Here is a 19,489-nt window from a genome sequence, read left to right on the forward strand (position 1 = left end):
TTGCGCACCGTGGGAGGGGTCGGATGACCGGCGCGAGCGCTGGTGCGAATGCTCACCACGTCACGGTGGGATGACCCAACCCGCAGCCCAGTGGGGCTCTCGTCGGTCGTCGGCGGCAGGTCGCAGCCGTTCGGTGTTCGCGGAAGGGGGTCGCTGTGGTGGTGGACACGAAGCCGCTACGTGGCCCTCTCTTCCGGCCCCGTGCGACGTAGCGTTGAGGGCTGCCCAGGGCGGGTCCGCATGCCGCACGCCTGGTTGACGCCGATCCTTGAGAAGAAGATGGTGAACGCCCGGTGCCCGTGACGAGTGATCCCCAGGTGGTCGCGCTACCACCGACAGTCGCCGCACCGGTGGTTCCCGCGGTGTTCCGATCCGCCCCGGCGGCGGCCCGCCGCACACTTGTCGACATCCTCGACGACTCCGTACGCGCGCACGCCGAGGCTCTCGCACTCGACGACGGCGCCACGGCTCTGACGTACCGCGACCTGGCCGACGAGGTCGAGGCCGTCCGGAGGTCGCTGGCCGGGCACGGCATCGGTGTCGGCGACCGCGTGGGAGTCCGACTGACCTCCGGTACGGTCGAGCTGTACCTGGCGATCCTCGGCGTTCTCGCGGCGGGAGCGGCCTACGTGCCGGTGGACGCGGACGATCCCGAGGAACGCGCCGAGCTCGTCTTCGCCGAGGCGGGAGTCGCGGCGGTGCTCGGTGACGGCCTGGCGGTGTCGGTGCGTCGTACCCCGGTGGGTCGGATCGGCCGACCTGACCCGGACGACGACGCCTGGGTCATCTTCACCTCCGGCTCGACGGGCACTCCGAAGGGTGTGGCGGTCCGCCACGGCGCGGCGGCGGCTTTCGTCGACGCCGAGGCGCTGTTGTTCCTCGCCGACGAGGCCAGCGAGGCGATCGGTCCGCAGGACCGGGTCCTGGCCGGGCTGTCGGTGGCGTTCGACGCGTCCTGCGAGGAGATGTGGCTGGCGTGGCGGCACGGCGCCTGCCTGGTGCCGGCCGCGCGGTCGCTGGTCCGCAGCGGCGTCGACCTCGGTCCGTGGCTCGCCGAGCAGCGCATCTCGGTGGTGTCGACGGTCCCGACGCTCGCCGCCCTGTGGCCGGTCGAGGCGCTGGAGGAGGTCCGGTTGCTGATCTTCGGTGGCGAGGCCTGCCCACCGGAGCTGGCGCAGCGCCTGGCCGTCGAGGGCCGCGAGGTCTGGAACACCTACGGGCCGACCGAGGCGACAGTGGTCGCCTGCGCCGCGCGGATGACCGGCGAGGGACCGGTCCGCATCGGTTTGCCGCTGGCCGGCTGGGAGCTCGCCGTGGTCGACGCCTCCGGCGCTCCGGTCGCGATGGGTGAGACCGGCGAGCTGGTCATCGGCGGGGTGGGGCTCGCCCGCTACCTGGACCCGGGCAGGGACGCCGAGAAGTTCGCGGCGCTGCCCGCGCTCGGCTGGCAGCGGGCGTACCGCAGCGGTGACATCGTCCGGGCGGAGCCCGAGGGGCTCCTGTTCGTCGGCCGCGGTGACGAACAGGTGAAGCTCGGCGGACGCCGGATCGAGTTGGGTGAGATCGACGCCGCACTGCAGGCGCTGCCCGACGTCGCCGGTGCCGCCGCGGCGGTGCGGCGCACCGCCGCGGGCAACCAACTACTGGTGGGGTACGTCGTTCCGCACGACGGCGTCGCCTTCGATGCCGCGTCGGCGGCGCTGCGGATCCGTGCGCAGTTGCCGGCCGCGCTCGTGCCGCTGCTGGCCGTGGTGGACGCGTTGCCGACCCGGACGTCCGGCAAGGTGGATCGGGCCGCGCTGCCCTGGCCGCTGGCCACCGGGCAGGACACCGTGGGCGAGCTGACCGCGACGGAGGAATGGCTCGCCGGCGGTTGGGCGGAGATCCTTGGTGTACGTCCCACCGAGGCGGACGCGGACTTCTTCACCCACGGCGGCGGCAGCTTGAACGCGGCGCAACTGGTGGCCTGGATCCGGCGCCGGCACCCGCGGGTCTCGGTGGCCGACATCTACCTCCACCCGAAACTGTCGCGGCTCGCGGCCGTGCTCGACGCGCTCGACACCACGGCGGCGACGCGCCGGGAGGTCCGGCCGACGCCGAGGCGCGCCGGGCTGATCCAGGCGGCGATGTTGGTGCCGATGCTCGCGCTGGTCGGGCTGCGCTGGCTGACCGTCCTGGCCGCCCTCGGCAACGTCCTCGCCCTGTTCGCGCCGGCACCCTGGGCACCTGTCGTGTCCTGGTGGTGGGTGGCGTTGGGTTGGCTTCTGCTGTTCAGCCCGGTGGGCCGGATCGCCGTGGCCGCCGCGGGAGCGCGACTGCTGCTGCGCGGGGTACGCCCCGGCAGCTACCCGCGCGGTGGCAGCGTGCACCTGCGGCTGTGGGCCGCCGAACGCCTCGCCGAGCTGACCGGCGCCACAAGCGTCGCCGGGGCATCCTGGATGATCACTTATGCCCGGGCGCTCGGCGCGTCCATCGCTCCCGACGTCGACCTGCACTCCGCGCCGCCGGTCACCGGCCTGCTGAAACTGGGCCGCGGCGCGGCGATCGAGCCAGAGGTCGATCTCGCCGGCCACTGGGTCGACGGCGACGTCGTCCATGTCGGTCGGGTGCGCGTCGGGGCGGGCGCCCGGGTCGGTTCCCGCAGCACCCTGATGCCCGGCGCCCGCGTCGGCAAGGGCGCGCGCATCGCCGCCGGGTCGACCGTGACCGGCGCCGTACCGGCGAATCAGCGCTGGGCCGGCTCACCTGCCACACCCGCTGCCAAGGATCCCGCCGAGTGGCCCGGCCAGCGTCCCCCGCGAACGCGACTTCGGTCCCGCGGCTGGCCGATCGCGTACGCCCTGACCGCCCAACTGCTGGGGCTGGTGCCGGTCGTGGCCGCCCTGCCGGCGCTCGCCCTGCTCGGCTGGACGCTCGCCGTCCGGCCAACTGTCGGCGCGGTGCTGGCCACCGTCGCGGTGGCTACTGTCGCCTACGTGGTGGGCTACGCGCTGCTGGTACTCGGGGCCGTCCGGGCGCTCAGCATCGGCCTGCGCGCCGGATACCACCGGGTGCAGGGGCGGGTGGCGTGGCAGGTCTGGACGACCGAGCGGCTGATGGGGATGGCGCGGGTCGGGCTGTTCCCGCTCTACGCCAGCCTCTTCACGCCGGTGTGGCTTCGGCTGCTGGGCGCCAGGGTGGGACGCGGGGTGGAGGCATCAACAGTGCTCGCACTGCCGGCGATGACCACTGTCGCCGACGGGGCCTTCCTGGCGGATGACACCATGGTCGCGACCTACGAGCTGAGCCACGGGTGGCTGCGCGTCGCCCCGGCCCGCATCGGTAAGCAGGCGTTCCTCGGCAACTCGGGAATGGCGGCCCCCGGGCGTTCGGTGCCCAAACGTGGGCTTGTCGGCGTGTTGTCGTCGGCGCCGTTCAAGGCGAAGAAGGGCTCGTCGTGGCTCGGCGCGCCGCCGATGCCGCTGCGCCGGACCGTGGAAGCCGCCGACACCAGCCGTACCTTCGACCCGCCACTCCGGCTGAAGCTGGCCCGGGCCGCGATCGAGGTGTGCCGGATCGTCCCGGTGATGTGCGCCGGCGCCCTGGCGGTCGGCGTCCTGGCCGTACTCGCGATCGCCTGGCGGGCCGGCGGGTGGTGGGCGGCCGCGCTCGCCGCCGGGCCGGTGCTGCTCGCCGCGGCGGTCACCGCCGCCGCCATCGCGACGGCCGCGAAGTGGCTGCTGGTCGGACGCTTCCGGGTCACCGAGCGCGCGCTGTGGACCTCCTTCGTCTGGCGCAACGAACTCGCCGACACGTTCGTCGAGGCCCTCGCCGCGCCGTGGCTGGTCCGCTTCGCGACCGGTACGCCACTGCTCACCGCCTGGCTGCGCACGCTCGGTGCGAAGATAGGCCGGGGCGTCTGGCTGGAGACCTACTGGCTGCCCGAGTACGACCTGGTGCGCCTCGGCGACGGCGCCACGGTGAACCGCGGTTGTGTGGTGCAGACCCACCTGTTCCATGATCGTGTGATGAGCATGGACGAGGTGACACTGGGCGCGGGCGCCGCGCTGGGTCCGCACGGCATCGTCCTGCCCGGCGCGAGCATCGGCGCGCGGACCACCGTCGGGCCCGGTTCACTGGTGACCCGCGGCGACGCCGTGCCGAGCGACAGCCGCTGGTTGGGTAACCCGATCACCACCTGGCCGGCGCCAGCGGCACGGTCGGCATGAATCCGAAGACGGCGTCGAGCGGCGCAACGCCCGGCGCCGGTCGCTCCGGCGACTCCTACCTGCCCGAGCACGGCAACGGCGGCTACCGGGTGCGGCACTACGACCTCGACCTCGACTACCGGGTCATGTCGAACCGGCTCGCCGGCCGGGCCGACATCACCGCGGTGGCCACACAGTCGCTCTCCCGGTTCACCCTCGACCTCGGTCGCCTCCGCGTCCAGGACGTCCGGGTGGACGGGCGCCCGGCGAAGTACCTGCACCGCCCGGACAAACTGCAGATCAAACCCGAGCGGCCGATCAACGCCGGGGACACCTTCCGGGTGGACATCCGGTACGCGGGAAAGCCGGTGCCCATCTCCGGCCGCTGGGGCGAACTCGGGTGGGAGGAACTCACCGACGGGGTGCTCGTGGCCAGCCAGCCGAACGGGTCGCCGTCGTGGTTCCCGTGCGACGACCAGCCCGGCGCGAAGGCCACCTTCCGGGTGGCGGTCACGGCCCCCTCCCCGTACACGGTGCTGGTGACCGGTGATCCCGTGCACCAACGCCGGGGCGCGGGCGGCACCGCGTGGGTCTACGAGCGGCGCGAGCCCACCTCGCCGTACCTGATGAGCGTCCAGATCGGCCGCTACGACATGGTGGACCTCGCGGGCGGTGCGGTGGTGCAGCGCGCCGCGATCCCACCCGCGCTACGCCGCAACGCCGCTCACGACTTCGGCCGGCACGGCCAGATCATGTCGGCGTTGCAGCGACTCTTCGGGCCGTACCCCTTCCGGGAGTACGTCGTCGTGGTCGCCGACGACGACCTCGACGATCCGGTCGAAGCGCAGGGCATGGCGGTCTTCGGGCGAAACCACGTCGACGGGCGGCGCACGCACGAGCGGCTCGTGGTGCACGAGCTGGCCCACCAGTGGTTCGGCAACAGCCTCACGGTGGCGGACTGGCGGCACATCTGGCTCAACGAGGGCTTCGCCACGTACGCCGAGTGGCTGTGGTCCGGCGTCTGCGGCGACCTGCCCACCGACGCCCTGGCCGCGCAGTGGTACGCGTGGGTCGCGGATCGCCCGCGCGACGTCGTCGTCGCGGATCCCGGCGTCGACCGGATGTTCGACCCGCTTGTCTACAAGCGCGGCGCGCTGACCGTGCACGCCCTGCGCAAGAGGGTCGGCGACGAGTCGTTCTTCGCGCTCCTGCGAGCCTGGGTCGCCGAGCACCCGCACGCGACGGTGACGACCGAGCAGTTCCGTCTGCACGCCCAGCGCTTCGCCCGCGAGCCCCTGGACGATCTGTTCGCCGCCTGGCTCGACAGCCCGGCGCTGCCTCCACCACCTCGCTGACCACGCCGGACGCGAACGGTTGGAGACGGGTGCCCTTGCCCGACTGCTTGACCAGGGGCACCCGCCGAATCGCCCTGGCAACAGCCGGATCAGGCGATCTACGTGGTGCATATCCGCAGCGAGGGTGGTGCCACCAGACAGCGGGTGGCGACCTGCGCCTGCCGCAAAGGTGATGCGTATCGTGGATAGAAGTGGTCGCCGAGAGTACGGGCGGGAGGGGCGTGGACATGACAGATGGCACGGTCTACTCCGGTTCACACTGGCAGCGCTACGCCACCAACGACACCGATGAGGCGCACGCCTACATCCGGCGGGCATTCCTCGACATCAAGGTGCGGTCGTCCGGTGTGGGCCGCGACGGAGCCGGCCTGCGCACCGTCACCACCGCGCTCGCCGACCTCGGCGTGACCCGACTGCACTACTCGGCGCGCACCCAGGCCCGGACGGCCCCGGACGGCGATCTGAACATCACCCACCTGGTGGGCGGGCGCTTCACCATCGCCAGGGACAAGGACGAATACCGGTTACGGCCCGGGGACGTGATGCTGATCCTGCCGGACCAGTCCGCAGACCTCGCCTACGACAACGTCGACACGTTCGTCGCCCGACTCCCCGCGTCCTGCTCGAAGAGGTCGCCCACGCGCAGACCGGCATCAGCAGCGCCGACCTGCGCTTCGACAGCTTCCGGCCGATCTCGGCGGCGCTCGGTCGGCACTGGACCCAGACTGTCTCCCACCTGACCCGCAGCGTGCTGTCCGACCCTGCCCTGATGGCCAACCCGCTGGTCGCCGGGACCACCCGCCACCTGCTCGCGGCGACGGCCCTTACCGTGTTCCCCAACACCGCCCACGCCGCGACCCTGCGCCCCGCCGGCGGGGTCACCCCGCAGGCGTTACGCCGAGCCGTGAGCTACATCGACGACCACGCGGACCGGCCGATCACGGTCGACCAGATCGCCGCCGCGGCCGGTGTGCGTCCCCGGGCCCTGCAACTGGCGTTCCGCCGCCACCACGACACGACACCGATGCAGTACGTCCGCGAGGTCCGCCTCGAACGCGCGCACCGCGACCTGCGGGCCGCCGACCCGACCACCGGTGCCACCGTCGCCACGATCGCCAGACACTGGGGCTTCACCCACCTCGGACGCTTCAGCACCGACTACCGCGCCGCCTACGGGTGCAGCCCCAGCCACACCCTGCGCACCTGACGCCCGCTCGGGGTGATCGCTGGTTCAGGTCGTGGGGGCGACCTTCAGCCAGCCGGGACTCGGACCCGGACTGTCAGCTCAGACGGCCGTGCGGCCACCGTTCACGTCCAGGATCACGCCGGTGACGAACCGCGCGTCGTCACTGACGAGGAACGCGATGACGGCGGCGATGTCCTCCGGATCGGCGATGAAACCCAGCGGGGCCTGTGCCGCGAGCTGCGTCAGGCCCTCCCCCAGGGCCTCGGATCCGGGAGTACGGGTCGGGCCGGGGCGTACGGAGTTCACGCGTACGCCGGCCGGGCCGAATTCGGCCGCCCAGCTCTTGGTCAGCAGGTCCAGGGCGGCCTTGCTCGCGCCGTAGACCGACAGGCCCGGGAGCGCGACTTCGGCGGCGAGCGTGGAGACGTTGACGATCGCTCCACCGCCTCGTGCCGCCATCGCGGGCGCAAGGTTCGCGACCAGGTAGAACGGCGCCTTCAGGTTGGTGCCGAAAACCGCGTCGACTGTCGCTTCCGCGGTGCCCGCGGTTGGTCCACCAGCGCCGATCGCCGCGTTGTTGACGAGGATGTCGAGAGTTCCGCCCGCGGACTCGGCGGCCTGGGTGGCCTTGGCCGCGAGTTCTACCGCGGACTGCGCGTCGCGGAGGTCGGCGGCGACAAAGTCGGCCTCCCCTCCCTCGGCGCGGATCTGCTGCACCACTGCCAGACCTCGTTCGACACTGCGCCCGGAGACGACGACACGGACGCCCTCGCGGGCGAGCTTGAGTGCGGTGGCGCGGCCGATTCCGCTCGTCGACCCGGTGATGAGGGCGGTCTTGGTTGCCATGGAATCTCCTTGCTGGGTGATCTCAATTGGGTGTGAAGGGTGCGACGGGACGGCGTCGCTCGGGCCTGAGCGCGGGCGTGTCACAGGCTCCTCAGGAAGGCGATGCGCTCGGCGATCGCGCTGCGTGCCACCCGAGACTCGGGAGCGAACTGGTCGAAGCCGTGGACCGCGCCGGGGCGTACGGTGAGGTGCACTGTCACGTTGTGGTCCATGAGCCGTGTGGCGTGGGCGACTGTCTCCGCGCAGAAGAGGTCCAGTTGACCGACCTCGAGGTAGGTCGCGGGCAGATCGTGGAGTGACTCCGCGCGGGCGACCGACGCCGACGCGGGCACGTCGTCGGTGCCGTAGGTGGCGCCGAGGTAGGCGCGCCAGCCGGTGATGTTGTCGGCTACCGACCAGCCGAGGAAGGGCTCGACGGCCGGGTCGGCAACCGCAGTCCGGTCATCGAGCATCGGGTAGACCAGGATCTGCGCGGCCAGCGGCCCGATCTCCCGGTCGCGGCAGATCAGGGCCGTCGCGGCCGCGAGGCCACCGCCGGCGGAGTCACCCATGACCGCGACCCGCGCGCCTGGTACGCGCACCGCCGCATGCTCGATCGCCCAGCGGACCGCCGCGACACAGTCTTCGACGGCGGCGGGAAACGGCGCCTCGGGTGCCAGCCGGTAGTCGACCGCGATGACCGCGACCCCTGCCTCCGTCGCGTAGTGGCGGCAGAGGTGGTCGTATCCGTCCAGGCTTCCGGCGATGAACCCACCACCGTGGAGGTAGACGACGAGAGCGTGCGGTGGGTGCATCGGCTTGTACAGACGCAGGGCGAGGGTGTGCCCGTCCGTCGACGGCACGGTGAAGTCGACGACGTCGACACGGTTGTCGGGTGTCACGGCGGCCGCCAGCCCGCGGTAGACGGCGTCGATGGTGGCCCGTCGAGTCCTCCAGTCGCCAACGGCGGGCGGTGTTGGTGGGACTGCGGCGGTGATCGCGCCGACGGCCTCGAGAAGTTCGTTGTCGATGCTGAGCACTCTGATCCTCCACCTTCCAACCCGGATACGTACAACGTACGTAAGCGTGCCTCGCGTACAACGTACGTGCCAAGTGACCTGGCGCACGTCCTCCCCGGCATGCGTACGACGCACGTCCAGTACCGTCAGTCACGTACGCCGTACCTGTCTCGGGGAGCAGCCACCATGAGAGCCCGCTTCACCCTCACGGACATCCAGCAACACGCGCTGGCGATCGTCGACCGGGATGGCCTGACCGGGCTCACCATGCGCTCCCTCGCGGCCTCCCTGAAGACCGGCCCCATGACCCTCTACAACTACGTCGAGAGCCGCGAAGCGCTTGAGGAGCTTGTGGTCGACGCCGTCTCCGCCCGGGTCCAGATACCGGAGCCGACGGACGACTGGCTGGCCGACACGCGAGCCGTGGCCACCGCCCTGTGGCGCACCTTCCGGGCCCATCCGGCAGTCATCCCGCTCATCCTCACCAGACGTACCTCGTCCCGCGCCAGCCTCGCCCCCGCCGAGGCGCTGGCGGCAGCACTCGCCCGCGGAGGCCTGGAAGGACTCGACCTGTTTGTCGCATTCCGCGCCGTATCGGCATTTGTCACGGGTATCGCGCAGAACGAGCTGGCCGGCGCGCTGATGCGCGAGACGGACCCGGCATCCGCCGCCCGACGGATCGAAGCACTTGCCCAGGGCGCGTTACCGACCCTCGCCGAGCTGGCCCCGGTCGGGGCGGAGTTCACGGGCCAGGAATTCGAGCGTGGACTGACGCTGGTCCTCAACGGCATCAGGCACACGCCGCGCCCGTTCAGCCCCGACCAGCAGGCAGACCACTGATGCTCTCGGTGGCGGGCGAGCTAAACGGAGATGCATCTTCGGTTATAGTCGGTTCATGCGAACTCGAACCCTCGGCCCGTACACGGTCTCCGCCATCGGTTTGGGCGCCATGCCCATGTCGATGAGCCATGACGGCGCCTCCACCCCGGAAGACCGGGCCATCGCCACCATTCACGCGGCGCTCGATGCGGGCGTCACCCTGATCGACACCGCTGACGTCTATGCGCCATCCTGGGACAGGCTTGGACACAACGAGAGGATCGTCGCCAAAGCCCTCAAGTCCCACGCCACCAACCGGGATGGCATCATCGTGGCCACCAAGGGCGGCGTCGTTCGCAGCGAGGGCGAACAGTGGTCCTTCAACGCCTCCATCGGCTACCTGCGCAGCGCGGTCGAGCGTTCACTGCGGGCACTGGGCACGGATGTGATCGACCTGTACCAGTGGCACGTACCTGACCAGAGCATCCCGTACGAAGAGGGCGTCGCCAACTTCAAACAGCTCATGGACGAGGGCAAGATCCGTGCGGTCGGAATCTCGAACGCGAGCGTCGAGCAGATCACGATCGCCCTCGACGTGCTCGGCGACAACGGGCTGGCCAGCGTGCAGAACGAGTTCTCGCCCAAGGCGCTCGGCAACGACGACACACTCGCGCTCTGCGCGAAGATCGGCACCGCCTTCCTGCCCTACCAGCCCCTGGGCGGCACTGACGGCAGCGGACGTACGGTGGGCGAGAGCTTCCCGCTGTTCGCCGCCATCGGACACGACCACGGCGTCAGCCCGCAACAGGTGGTGCTCGCCTGGGAACTCGCCAGGAGTCAAACGGTCATCCCCATCCCCGGCGCCCGCCGACCGGAGTCCATCACGGACTCGGCCAAGGCCGCTGACCTCGAACTGAGCCAGGCGGAACTCACGAAGCTCACCGATTCGCTCACCCCAGCCGCACCTGGTCAGAACTAGGAGATGCCAGCCCGGTGCGTCCGCACCCCGCCGGGGCGTCAGCGAGGTACGGACGCGGCGCGGGCCTGGCTCGCGATTCCAGCGATGAACTGCTCTCTGCTGAGCGGCTCGGCAACCAGCGTCGTGGTCGACCCCGGGCGCAGACCGTCGAGGACAAGCGCCGCGAACCGTTCCCAACTGTCCGGTGCCACCGCCCCGAACAGTCGCACCGCCTCACCGAGCAGCGTGGCAAGCACGGCGAGGTCGGAAACCACCACGTCCCCACGAACCGTGCCCTGCCGTTGGGCCCTCTCCAGGAGCGTGCCGAGGCACTCACCGACGCGCCGGTGAACCTCCACCATCGGCGGCGACTCAGGGTCAGTGGACAGCATCTCCCGAAGTGCCTGTTGAGTCGCCTGCGGACGTATCGTGACATCGAAGAACTCGACCAGGCCCGCCCACCCGTCGGACACGGTCGCGGCACGTTCGGCTGCCACCAGCATGGAGTCCACCGACGCCTCCAAGGCCGCGAACGCCAGGTCCGTCTTGTTCGCGAAATGGCGATACGCGGTGGCGACACCCAGGCCGGCCGCACGGGCGACGTCGTCGAGTGTCGGCGCGAGCCCACGTTCATTGAATATCTCGAGCGCAGCGTCGAGAAGGGCCTGACGGTTCTGCGCCGCGTCCCTGCGCACGACATCCCCCTGGTTGAACAGCTATCGGAGAAGCATCTCCGCATACGCTACCGGACGAAAACGGAGAGTTATCTCCGCCCAGCAGGATACGGAGCGAACGCATGGAACACCTACCCATCTCGCGAATCGTCCTGGGCACCATGACCTTCGGCTACCACGGACACGGCACACGCGTCTCCGACCCGAACGTCGTCCAGGACTGCCTCGACGAACTGGCCGCCCGCGGGCATCGCCAACTCGACACCTGCTACGTCTACGGCGACACGACCTGCGAACAGATGCTCGGCGAGCTATTCGCGGCCGACACCTTCGGCCTGGCCATCCGGTTCGACCCCCTCGCGACCCCGCACGGTCACGAGCCCGAGGTGCTGATCGCCAACGTCCGGGCGAGCCTGCGGCGTCTGAAGACCGACCGGGTTGATCTGCTCTACCTCTCACTGCGTGACCCCGCCACGCCGATCGAGGCGACGTTGGCCGCCGTACAGCAGCTGCACGACGAAGGCGTGTTCGGCGAACTGGGCCTGAGCAACGTCAGTGCGGCCGACGTCGCCGAGTACGTCTCGATCGCCCAGCAACACTCGTGGATCCGACCGACGGCCTACCAGGGGTTGTACAACGCACTCAGTCGCGCGGCCCAGATCGAACTGCTGCCCGAACTGCGTCGACTCGGTGTCCGCTTCCTCGCCTACAACCCTCTCGCCGGTGGCGCGTTCGCCAACGGCTTCGGCCGGGAGGATCTCGTCAGGCATGGATCGCGCTTCGACGACAGGCAGGACCAAGGAAGGTTCTACCGCTCCCGCTACTGGAACGAGAGCTACCTGTCGGCACTGACCGTCATACGTGACGAGTGCGCACGCGCGGACATCCAGCCGACGGACGCGGCACTCCGATGGCTGGTCCACCACTCCGCGCTCGGCTCCGAGCACGACGACGGCGTCATCCTCGGAGCGTCCTCACTCGAGCATCTCCGGCAGAACCTCGACGCCGTAGCGACGGGACCGCTCCCCAACGACATCCTCGCGGCCATCGACAGTGCAGCCGAGATCACCCGCCCCGTCTGGCCTCCCACCTCGAGAACGATCTAGGTGAGTGCGGGGCGCCGCAGGTCGCGGCCGAGGTGAGCATCGACCCGGTGTCTACCGGCTGGCCCGATGACCTCGACGTGCACGGTCATCCGCTGATCGCCTGGCCCGAGTCAGACGACGACGTCAGCATCCTCCGTGACTGCTACGTCTTCCGCATCTGAGGTGATCAGCAAAGCTCCGTACCGGTAGCAACGGCAGCGCAACCAGGAACGTGCCTTCCAAGGGCAGCACTCCGTGTCAAACGGTGCCGTTCGACTGTGCCCGGTGCCCGTCAGTGGCAGTGCTGGCGCTCTGCGCCGACCGGCCCGGCTCCTGGCCTGGTCCATTGCGGTACGGGTCGGCCGTCCCTGCGCCACCTCGTATAGGTGGGCTCCTGCGGCCAGCCCTCCGGCGAGTCCTCCCAGACCTCCTGCCGGCCGTAGGCGGTCATGTCGAGCAGCTTGTGCGACGCCATGATCGCCTCGACGCCCCGGCCGGTCGTCTCGTACGTCAGGAAGAACCGGTCGTCCCGGCGCAGGAAGCAGGCGATCTGGCCACCGCCGGCATAGGCGGGGTCCTCGATGCCGTGCGTGGAGTACCACGGGTGCGAGTAGCCCATGAAGTCCCGGAAGGGAGCCACCTCCTCGTACGGCCCCTCGCAGAAGACCGCGAAGGAGATGCCGCGCTCCTCAAGGTAGGCCGCGTTCTGGACGTCCCAGATGGTGGCGGTGCAGCCTTCGCACTGGTCCTCGAACGGCTTGCCGAGGTGCCACATGTGCCGGTAGACGACGAGTTGGTCACGGCCGGCGAAGATGTCCTGCAGTGGTGTCGGGCCGTGCGCTCCGATGAGCGGGACAGGCGTCACCTCGGTCATCGGCAGGCGGCGCCGGGCGGCGGCTATCGCGTCGCCTTCGCGGGTGTGCGCCTTCTCGCGGACGAGCAGCGCCTCGCGCTCGCCGAGCCAGGTCTCGCGATCGACGACTGGAGGCAGAGGGGTCGTGGTGCGGACGGCCGTCATGTCGATATCCTAAGCATAGTGTCGGCTTGTTTAAACATAGCTAGCGGGAAAGGTGGTGAGGCGGTCGTGCCGACCAAGCGGACCTTTCGGGATCTCGGGGACGCCTGCCACGCCGCGAATGCTCTTGACCTGGTGGGTGATCGGTGGACGCTGATCGTGGTGCGTGAGGTGATCCTCGGGCCCAAGCGGTTCGCCGACCTCCAGGAGTCGGTCCGGGGCATCACCCCGACCGTTCTCATCGACCGGCTACGGTCGCTGCAGGAGAGCGGGATCGTCGAGCAGGTCGTACTGCCGGACCTGGCCCGCACCCGGGCGTACGTCGCGACGGACTGGGGCCGCGAGTTGGAGCCCGTCCTGGCATCGCTGGGGCGTTGGTACGCCGCCGGCCCCGACCCGAGCACGGACGGCGGCATGACTCCCGATGGGACGGTCCTCGCCATGCGGACGACAGCTCCGAACGTGCCAGGCGATCTGCCGGTCCTGGCCCTTCGGCTGTACGACGGCCGGCGCTCCGACCCGCCAACGCGCGACTACCGGGTGGCCGCGACCGATGGGCGCCTGGACGTTCGGGCGGGTGTGGCGACGAAGCCGGCGGCGACGGTGAACGCGGAGTCGACGGTCTGGAGTCAGCTTCTCTTCGCCGAGATGCCACTCGCGGATGCCGAGCGCGACGGGACCGTGCGTGTCGAGGGCGACCGGGAAGCCGTCGTACGGCTCCTGCATCTCTTTGCCTGAGCGCTCTACTCCCGCGCCCGGTTGCGGCGGTGGTGGACGATCAGCGCGACCGCGCAGAGCAGCGCCACCAGGCCGAACGCCGAGCTGAGCCACTGGTTGTCCGCGGCGGTCGACAGCACCACGTTGGCCGCCGCGCTGACGAAGAGCACCAGCCACAGCAGCGGGCGGAGCAGGCCGCCCGGCTTCTTCGGTGCGGCGACCGGGGCCTCGGTGATGCGATACGGATCGGTCATGACAGCCTCCTCCGGTGAACGTTCCTCGACGCCGTCAACGCTAGGCGGGCGGCACGGCGGGGACGATCCCGCCAGCTCGACGACAGTGGTACAGCAGGCTGTACCTTCCACGCCGAGCGTTGCCGGGCCGGGCCCGCGGTGGCCTATGTTGGCGGAGGAGGTGGGTCGATGGCGTACGTGCGGGGCCGGGTTCGCGCCTCGGTCGACGCCCTGGAGCACCTCGTCGGAGGGCTGGGCACCGCCACGCTGGCGCTTGGCGCGCTGCTCTGGGCGGCGATCGTGGCGGTGGCCTGCCTGGTCGGGGTGGGGCTGCTGGCGGCGCCCGGTGCGTTGCGGGCGGTGCGCTCGGCGGCCGACCGTGAGCGGGCCCGGCTGTCCCGCTGGGGCGAGCCGATCCCCATGCCGGGGCCGGGGCCGACCGGGTTGCGGACGGCGGTGCGTGATCCCTTCGTACGCCGGGAGCTGGGCTGGGTCGGGCTTTCCTCGCTCGTCGGCCTGGTGACCGGGCTGGTCGGCCTCGTGCTGCCACTATCTGCCGTGCAGTACGTCACGTTCCCGCTGTACTACCGGCTGATCCCTGCCGACGCGGGCTCGCCGGGGATCGTCTGGTGGCGCGTCGACGGATTGTCCGAGGCACTCGCGGTCGGGGTGCTCGGGGTGGGTTGGCTGGCCGCCGCGATCTGGTTCAGCCCGGTCCTGGCCCGTCTCCAGGCGTGGCCGGGCCGGTTGCTGCTGCCTCCGCCACCGGGTGTCGACCTGTCGCTGCGGGTGGCCGAGCTGACCGCCACCCGCGCTGCGGCGCTGGACGCCCACGCGGTCGAACTGCGCCGGATCGAGCGGTCGCTGCACGACGGCACCCAGAACCGGTTGGTCGCGGTCAACGTGTTGCTGGGTGCCGCGCGGCGGGCCGCGCGCCGCAATCCGGACCGCGTCGACGAGATCCTCGGGCAGGCGCAGGACGCTGCGGAACAGGCGCTCGGCGAGCTGCGGACGGTGGTGCGCGGGATCCTGCCGCCCGTGCTTGACGACCGGGGTCTCGCCGGCGCGCTGGCGGGCCTGGCCGGCACCTGTGTGGTGCCCTGCCGACTGGAGGTGGACGTGGCGGTGCGGTGCGCGGCGTCGGTCGAGGCCACCGCCTACTTCGTGGTGGCCGAGGCGCTGACAAACGTCGTCCGGCACAGCGGTGCGAGCCAGGTGGACGTGGCCGTGCGCCGCGAGCGCGGCCGGCTGCTGGTGTGCGTCGAGGACGACGGGCACGGCGACGCGGATGAGACACGTGGCTCAGGGCTCGCCGGTATCCGCCGACGGGTCGAGGCGTACGACGGCCGGATGACACTGACGAGCCCGCCGGGAGGGCCGACGAGAATGGACGTGGAGCTGCCATGCGGATCGTGATCGCCGAGGACGACCCGCTGCTGCGTGAGGGGTTGGCTCTGCTGCTGCGGGCGGAGGATCTGGACGTGGTCGCCACGGCCGGCACTCCGGGCGAGTTCCTGGTCGCCGTCGACGACCATGCGCCGGACGTCGCGATCGTGGACGTACGGATGCCGCCGACCCACACCGACGAGGGCATCGTGGCCGCGGTGGAGGCCCGGCGGCGGCGCCCCGGCCTCGCGGTGCTGGTCCTGTCGGCGTACGTGGAGCAGGCGTTCGCCACCGACCTGTTCTCGGTCGGCGCCGCCGGGCTCGGTTATCTGTTGAAGGAGCGGGTGGGCCGGGTCGAGGAGTTCCTCACCGCGCTGCACCGCGTCGCGGACGGCGGCAGCGTGATCGACCCGGAGGTGGTGGCGCAGCTGCTCGCCCGCAACCGCCGGACGGACACGGCGCTGAGCGAACTGTCGCCGCGTGAGCGTGAGGTGCTGGGGTTGATGGCCGAAGGGCTTGGCAACGGCGCGATCGCCGAGCGGCTGTTCGTCACCGACGGCGCGGTGCACAAGCACATCCGCAGCATCTTCGCGAAGCTTCAGCTTCCACCGGACGACCAGGCCGACCGCCGGGTCACCGCGGTGCTGCGCTACCTGGACGGTGATCGGCGGTAGCGCCTGCTGTACCCGGACCTGGCAGCCCACGGGATGGTCGCCGTTCTCGCACGTCAATAGCGTTTCTGGTGCGCGCAGTTCTTGCCGATGACACGGAGAGAGGCCACCAGAATGCCGGATTATCCGGAACAGACAATCGAACCGGCGGTACGCGTCGAACAACTCACCCGCGTATACACCGCCGGCCGTAACCAGGTGACTGCGCTCGCGGGCATCGATGTCGGCTTCGACCGGGGCACTTTCACGGCGGTGATGGGGCCCTCGGGCTCCGGCAAGAGCACGCTGCTGCAGACCGCCGCCGGGCTCGACCGGCCCACCTCCGGTCGGGTGGTCATCGGCGGCACCGACCTGTCGGGGCTGTCCGAGACCCGCCTGACCGAGCTGCGTCGTACCCGGATCGGGTTCGTCTTCCAGGCATTCAACCTGATCGGCGCGCTCACCGTCGAGGAGAACATCCTGCTGCCCCTGCGCCTGGCCGGCGTTCGTCCGGACCGGGCCTGGCTGGCCCAGGTGGTCGAGCGGGTCGGCCTCACCGACCGGCTGCACCACCGGCCGGCCGCGCTGTCCGGCGGCCAGCAACAGCGGGTGGCGATCGCGCGGGCGCTGGCCACCCGCCCCGAGGTGATCTTCTCGGACGAGCCCACCGGCGCCCTCGACTCGCGGACCGCCGCGGAGGTGCTGACGCTGCTTCGCGCGGTCGTGGACGAACACGGGCTGACCGTGGTGATGGTGACCCACGATCCGATCGCCGCGTCGTACGCGGACCGGGTGCTCGTGTTGGCCGACGGTGCGATCGTCGCCGACCTTCCACAGCTCGGAGCCGCCGGTATCGCCGAGCACCTGGCATCGCTGGATCGGCGGGTCCTCCGATGATCGGCCTCGCCGCCCGCCTGCTGCGACACCGCGCCGGCCCCGCCGCCGCGACCCTGCTGGCCCTGATCATCGGTGTGCTGATCCTGGTGGCGATGGGCACGCTCGTCGAGTCCGGGCTGCGTTTCCGCACGGAGCCACGGCTCTGGGCAACGGCCGACGCGGTCGTCGCCAACCGCACGGTCAGCCACACGTTCAGGGAGTTCGGCGGCGACACCACCACGAGCACCGTCACGCTGCCCGAGGGCGGCACGGTGGACGCCGCACTGGTGGACCGGATCCGCCAGGTGCCGGGCGTCGCGGCCGTCACCGGCGACGAACGGGTGCTGATCGGCTCACCCGCTGCCGTGGGTCACGGCTGGGACACGTACGCCTTCACCGGTCGTCCCATCGCTGCGGGCGCCGCGCCACGGGCCGACGACGAGGTGCTTGTCGACACCCGTCTCGGCATGGCACCCGGCGACCACATCGACCTGGTCGTCGGCGGGGTCGGGCGGTCGTTCCGGGTGAGCGGAACCGCCGAGACCGGTTCGGCGGCGGTGTTCTTCACCGACGCGCAGGCCGCCCGGTTGTCCGCCCACCCGGGCCGGGTGGAGGCCATCGGCGTGCGGATGGTGCCCGGCGCCGACCTCGGCGCGGTACGCGAGCTCGCGTCGGCGGCCGGCGCCACGACGTACGCCGGGAAAGACCGTGGGAACGTCGAGCAGTCGGAGAACCAGACCGCCCGGACGCTGCTGATCGAGGTCGGATCGGTGTTCGGGGGGTACGTCGTCCTGCTGATCGTCTTCGTGGTGGCCGGCATCATCGGGTTGTCCGTTCGGCACCGTCGACGGGACCTGGCGTTACTACGCGCGGTCGCGGCCACGCCGGGGCAGGTACGTCGCATGCTGGTCGCCGAGGCCGCGCTGCTCGCCCTGCTCGGCTCCGCGATCGGCGGCCCGGCCGGCCTGCTGGCGGCCCGCTGGGTGCACGACGAGTTGGTCGGACGGGGGTTCGTGCCGGCCGGCTTCCCGATGACCGGCGGCCTGTTCGCGGTGCCGGCCGCAGTCCTCGTGGCGGTCCTCGTGGCGGTGCTCGCCGCGCTGGTCGCCGCACGCCGGATCACCGGAATCAAGCCGATCGAGGCGCTTGGCGAGATCGCTGTCGAGCCTCGGCGTAGCGGCCGGGTGCGGCTGATCGCCGGCGTGCTGACGTTGGCGGCGGCCGGCGCCTCCGGGGCGTTCACACTCGGTGCGGCCGGGTCGACCGGGGCACTGGCCGGCGCGGTCGGCATGCTGTACCTGTTCGTCATCGCGGTGGCGCTGCTCGCACCGAGGATCAACGCGTACGCGGCACGCCTGCTCACACCGTTGCTGCCGCGAATGTGGCGGGTCAGCGGCTACCTGGCCGCGGCCAATCTGCGGGCCAACGCGCAGGGCATGGCGACCGTCCTGACCGCCCTCGTGCTGTCCGTGGGGTTCGGCGGCTCGGTCTGGTTCCTGCAGAACAACCTGGAACGGCAGACCACCAGGCAGAGCAGCGCGGGAACCCTCGCCGAGCGGGTGCTTGTCGCTCCGGGTGGGCTGCCGGCGGACGCGGCGCGGGAGGTCCGTGAGTTGCCCGGGGTGCGGGCGGCCACTGGTGTGCGTCGTACGCAGGTGGTGGTGCGGGCGCTCGGCGGAATCGAGCCGGTCAGCGCGCAGTCGGTCGACCCGGCGGGCATCACGTCGACGATGGACCTCGCCGTGCGCGAGGGCAACCTGGCCGACCTACGGGCGGGCACTGTCGCCCTGTCCGCGATGCAGGCGTCCTCTTCCGGCTGGGACGTCGGCGACCAGGCGGAACTCTGGCTGGGCGACGGCACCCCCGTCACGTTGGACGTCGTCGCGATCTACGGCCGTGGCCTCGGCTTCGGCGACGTCACGCTGGCCACCGAGACGGTCGCCGGGCACACGGCCGGGGGTACCGACGACGAGATCCTGGTCCGCGCCGGCCCGGAGGCCGACACCGCCCTGGCCGCCTGGTCGGCTGGGCGTCCGGGCACCGAGGTTCTCGACGCCGCCACCCGTACGCGCCTGCTCAGCACCGATCTGGCGCTCGGCGCCTGGCTGAACCGGCTGCTGATCGGCGTGATGGTGGGGTACGCGGCGCTGGCGGCGGCCACCACGATGGTGCTGGCCGCGCTGGCCCGCCGCCGCGAGTTGGCGTTGCTGCAACTGGTCGGGGTCACCCGCCGGCAGATTCGGGGAATGGTCCAGGCCGAACAGGCCGGGCTGCTCGGCACCGCGGTGCTGATCGGCGCGACCATCGCGGCGCTGACCCTGAGCGCGATCGTCAACGGACTGACCGGCAGCCCGATCCCGTACGTCCCGCCGCTCGGTTGGGTGGCGGTGCTCGGCGGTGCGACACTGCTGGCGCTGACAACCACTGTGTGGCCGGTCCGACGGCTGCTCGGCGCACCTCCGATCGACAACATCGGTGTGAAGGAGTAGGCGTCGCGGCTCGTA

General features: G+C 71.1%; 17 protein-coding genes. 12 read left to right on the plus strand and 5 right to left on the minus strand.

The window, feature by feature from the left end; translation table 11 throughout:
• Positions 1-299: 299 nt before the first annotated feature.
• The 4 genes from AB0C25_RS05180 (at position 300) to AB0C25_RS05195 (ending at position 6,749) form a co-directional block, all read left to right on the plus strand.
• Positions 300-4,208: a Pls/PosA family non-ribosomal peptide synthetase gene (locus AB0C25_RS05180; RefSeq protein WP_357369812.1), complete on the plus strand. Its 3,909-nt coding sequence runs from the start codon at positions 300-302 to the stop codon at positions 4,206-4,208.
• Positions 4,205-5,542 (plus strand): M1 family metallopeptidase, encoded by a 1,338-nt coding sequence (locus AB0C25_RS05185; protein WP_357369814.1) that lies wholly within the window; start codon positions 4,205-4,207, stop codon positions 5,540-5,542. Before AB0C25_RS05180 ends, AB0C25_RS05185 begins: the two co-directional genes overlap by 4 nt.
• A gap of 227 nt (positions 5,543-5,769) precedes the next feature.
• On the plus strand, positions 5,770-6,282 hold the full coding sequence (locus tag AB0C25_RS05190; RefSeq protein WP_357369816.1) for a hypothetical protein: 513 nt from the start codon (positions 5,770-5,772) through the stop codon (positions 6,280-6,282).
• 29 nt (positions 6,283-6,311) lie between these two features.
• Positions 6,312-6,749 (plus strand): helix-turn-helix transcriptional regulator, encoded by a 438-nt coding sequence (locus tag AB0C25_RS05195; RefSeq protein WP_357369818.1) that lies wholly within the window; start codon positions 6,312-6,314, stop codon positions 6,747-6,749.
• A gap of 78 nt (positions 6,750-6,827) precedes the next feature.
• On the opposite strand, the gene AB0C25_RS05200 is transcribed toward AB0C25_RS05195, so the two are convergent.
• Positions 6,828-7,574 carry an SDR family oxidoreductase gene (locus AB0C25_RS05200; RefSeq protein ID WP_357369820.1) on the minus strand — a complete coding sequence of 249 codons (747 nt, stop codon included), beginning with the start codon at positions 7,572-7,574 and terminating at the stop codon, positions 6,828-6,830.
• 80 nt (positions 7,575-7,654) lie between these two features.
• Positions 7,655-8,593 carry an alpha/beta hydrolase gene (locus AB0C25_RS05205; RefSeq protein WP_357369822.1) on the minus strand — a complete coding sequence of 313 codons (939 nt, stop codon included), beginning with the start codon at positions 8,591-8,593 and terminating at the stop codon, positions 7,655-7,657.
• A gap of 165 nt (positions 8,594-8,758) precedes the next feature.
• Here AB0C25_RS05205 and AB0C25_RS05210 point away from each other — a divergent pair, with 165 nt between their 5' ends.
• Both AB0C25_RS05210 and AB0C25_RS05215 read left to right on the plus strand, forming a co-directional pair.
• Positions 8,759-9,412, plus strand: a complete 654-nt coding sequence (locus AB0C25_RS05210; protein ID WP_357369824.1) for a TetR/AcrR family transcriptional regulator C-terminal domain-containing protein — start codon at positions 8,759-8,761, stop codon at positions 9,410-9,412.
• Positions 9,413-9,467: 55 nt separating this feature from the next.
• Entirely contained in the window at positions 9,468-10,370 is a 903-nt protein-coding gene (locus AB0C25_RS05215; protein WP_357369826.1) for an aldo/keto reductase, read from the plus strand.
• 38 nt (positions 10,371-10,408) lie between these two features.
• Here AB0C25_RS05215 and AB0C25_RS05220 read toward each other — a convergent pair whose 3' ends face one another.
• The gene (locus AB0C25_RS05220; RefSeq protein ID WP_357369828.1) at positions 10,409-11,044 is read right to left on the minus strand and encodes a TetR/AcrR family transcriptional regulator; all 636 of its coding nucleotides are present in this window, start codon (positions 11,042-11,044) and stop codon (positions 10,409-10,411) included.
• A gap of 101 nt (positions 11,045-11,145) precedes the next feature.
• Here AB0C25_RS05220 and AB0C25_RS05225 point away from each other — a divergent pair, with 101 nt between their 5' ends.
• Entirely contained in the window at positions 11,146-12,129 is a 984-nt protein-coding gene (locus AB0C25_RS05225) for an aldo/keto reductase (protein WP_357369830.1), read from the plus strand.
• Between the two features lie 271 nt (positions 12,130-12,400).
• On the opposite strand, the gene AB0C25_RS05230 is transcribed toward AB0C25_RS05225, so the two are convergent.
• On the minus strand, positions 12,401-13,126 hold the full coding sequence (locus AB0C25_RS05230) for a DUF899 family protein (RefSeq protein ID WP_357369832.1): 726 nt from the start codon (positions 13,124-13,126) through the stop codon (positions 12,401-12,403).
• 66 nt (positions 13,127-13,192) lie between these two features.
• On the opposite strand from AB0C25_RS05230, the gene AB0C25_RS05235 reads away from it, so the two are divergent.
• On the plus strand, positions 13,193-13,861 hold the full coding sequence (locus tag AB0C25_RS05235; protein WP_357369834.1) for a winged helix-turn-helix transcriptional regulator: 669 nt from the start codon (positions 13,193-13,195) through the stop codon (positions 13,859-13,861).
• A 5-nt stretch (positions 13,862-13,866) separates the two neighbouring features.
• Here AB0C25_RS05235 and AB0C25_RS05240 read toward each other — a convergent pair whose 3' ends face one another.
• A complete protein-coding gene (locus tag AB0C25_RS05240; RefSeq protein ID WP_357369836.1) occupies positions 13,867-14,094 on the minus strand; it encodes a hypothetical protein in 228 nt (75 codons plus the stop codon).
• 168 nt (positions 14,095-14,262) lie between these two features.
• On the opposite strand from AB0C25_RS05240, the gene AB0C25_RS05245 reads away from it, so the two are divergent.
• The 4 genes from AB0C25_RS05245 (at position 14,263) to AB0C25_RS05260 (ending at position 19,474) form a co-directional block, all read left to right on the plus strand.
• The gene (locus AB0C25_RS05245) at positions 14,263-15,489 is read left to right on the plus strand and encodes a sensor domain-containing protein (RefSeq protein ID WP_357369838.1); all 1,227 of its coding nucleotides are present in this window, start codon (positions 14,263-14,265) and stop codon (positions 15,487-15,489) included.
• On the plus strand, positions 15,477-16,133 hold the full coding sequence (locus AB0C25_RS05250; protein WP_357369840.1) for a response regulator transcription factor: 657 nt from the start codon (positions 15,477-15,479) through the stop codon (positions 16,131-16,133). The genes AB0C25_RS05245 and AB0C25_RS05250 overlap by 13 nt, the downstream gene beginning before the upstream one ends.
• A gap of 111 nt (positions 16,134-16,244) precedes the next feature.
• Positions 16,245-17,006 carry an ABC transporter ATP-binding protein gene (locus AB0C25_RS05255; protein WP_357369842.1) on the plus strand — a complete coding sequence of 254 codons (762 nt, stop codon included), beginning with the start codon at positions 16,245-16,247 and terminating at the stop codon, positions 17,004-17,006.
• On the plus strand, positions 17,003-19,474 hold the full coding sequence (locus tag AB0C25_RS05260; RefSeq protein ID WP_357369844.1) for an FtsX-like permease family protein: 2,472 nt from the start codon (positions 17,003-17,005) through the stop codon (positions 19,472-19,474). The genes AB0C25_RS05255 and AB0C25_RS05260 overlap by 4 nt, the downstream gene beginning before the upstream one ends.
• The last annotated feature ends 15 nt before the right edge of the window (positions 19,475-19,489 follow it).

Source organism: Micromonospora sp. NPDC048839, assembly GCF_040649915.1.
Lineage (GTDB): Bacteria > Actinomycetota > Actinomycetes > Mycobacteriales > Micromonosporaceae > Micromonospora.

Bases quoted from the DNA above. Each gene is read 5' to 3' on its own strand.
- AB0C25_RS05225 (WP_357369830.1), top strand. From the start codon at position 11,146: ATGGAACACCTACCCATCTCGCGAATCGTCCTGGGCACCATGACCTTC.
- AB0C25_RS05195 (WP_357369818.1), top strand. From the start codon at position 6,312: ATGGCCAACCCGCTGGTCGCCGGGACCACCCGCCACCTGCTCGCGGCG.
- AB0C25_RS05200 (WP_357369820.1), bottom strand. From the start codon at position 7,574: ATGGCAACCAAGACCGCCCTCATCACCGGGTCGACGAGCGGAATCGGC.
- AB0C25_RS05240 (WP_357369836.1), bottom strand. From the start codon at position 14,094: ATGACCGATCCGTATCGCATCACCGAGGCCCCGGTCGCCGCACCGAAG.
- AB0C25_RS05255 (WP_357369842.1), top strand. From the start codon at position 16,245: ATGCCGGATTATCCGGAACAGACAATCGAACCGGCGGTACGCGTCGAA.
- AB0C25_RS05245 (WP_357369838.1), top strand. From the start codon at position 14,263: ATGGCGTACGTGCGGGGCCGGGTTCGCGCCTCGGTCGACGCCCTGGAG.
- AB0C25_RS05210 (WP_357369824.1), top strand. From the start codon at position 8,759: ATGAGAGCCCGCTTCACCCTCACGGACATCCAGCAACACGCGCTGGCG.
- AB0C25_RS05260 (WP_357369844.1), top strand. From the start codon at position 17,003: ATGATCGGCCTCGCCGCCCGCCTGCTGCGACACCGCGCCGGCCCCGCC.
- AB0C25_RS05215 (WP_357369826.1), top strand. From the start codon at position 9,468: ATGCGAACTCGAACCCTCGGCCCGTACACGGTCTCCGCCATCGGTTTG.
- AB0C25_RS05230 (WP_357369832.1), bottom strand. From the start codon at position 13,126: ATGACGGCCGTCCGCACCACGACCCCTCTGCCTCCAGTCGTCGATCGC.
- AB0C25_RS05185 (WP_357369814.1), top strand. From the start codon at position 4,205: ATGAATCCGAAGACGGCGTCGAGCGGCGCAACGCCCGGCGCCGGTCGC.
- AB0C25_RS05250 (WP_357369840.1), top strand. From the start codon at position 15,477: ATGCGGATCGTGATCGCCGAGGACGACCCGCTGCTGCGTGAGGGGTTG.
- AB0C25_RS05190 (WP_357369816.1), top strand. From the start codon at position 5,770: ATGACAGATGGCACGGTCTACTCCGGTTCACACTGGCAGCGCTACGCC.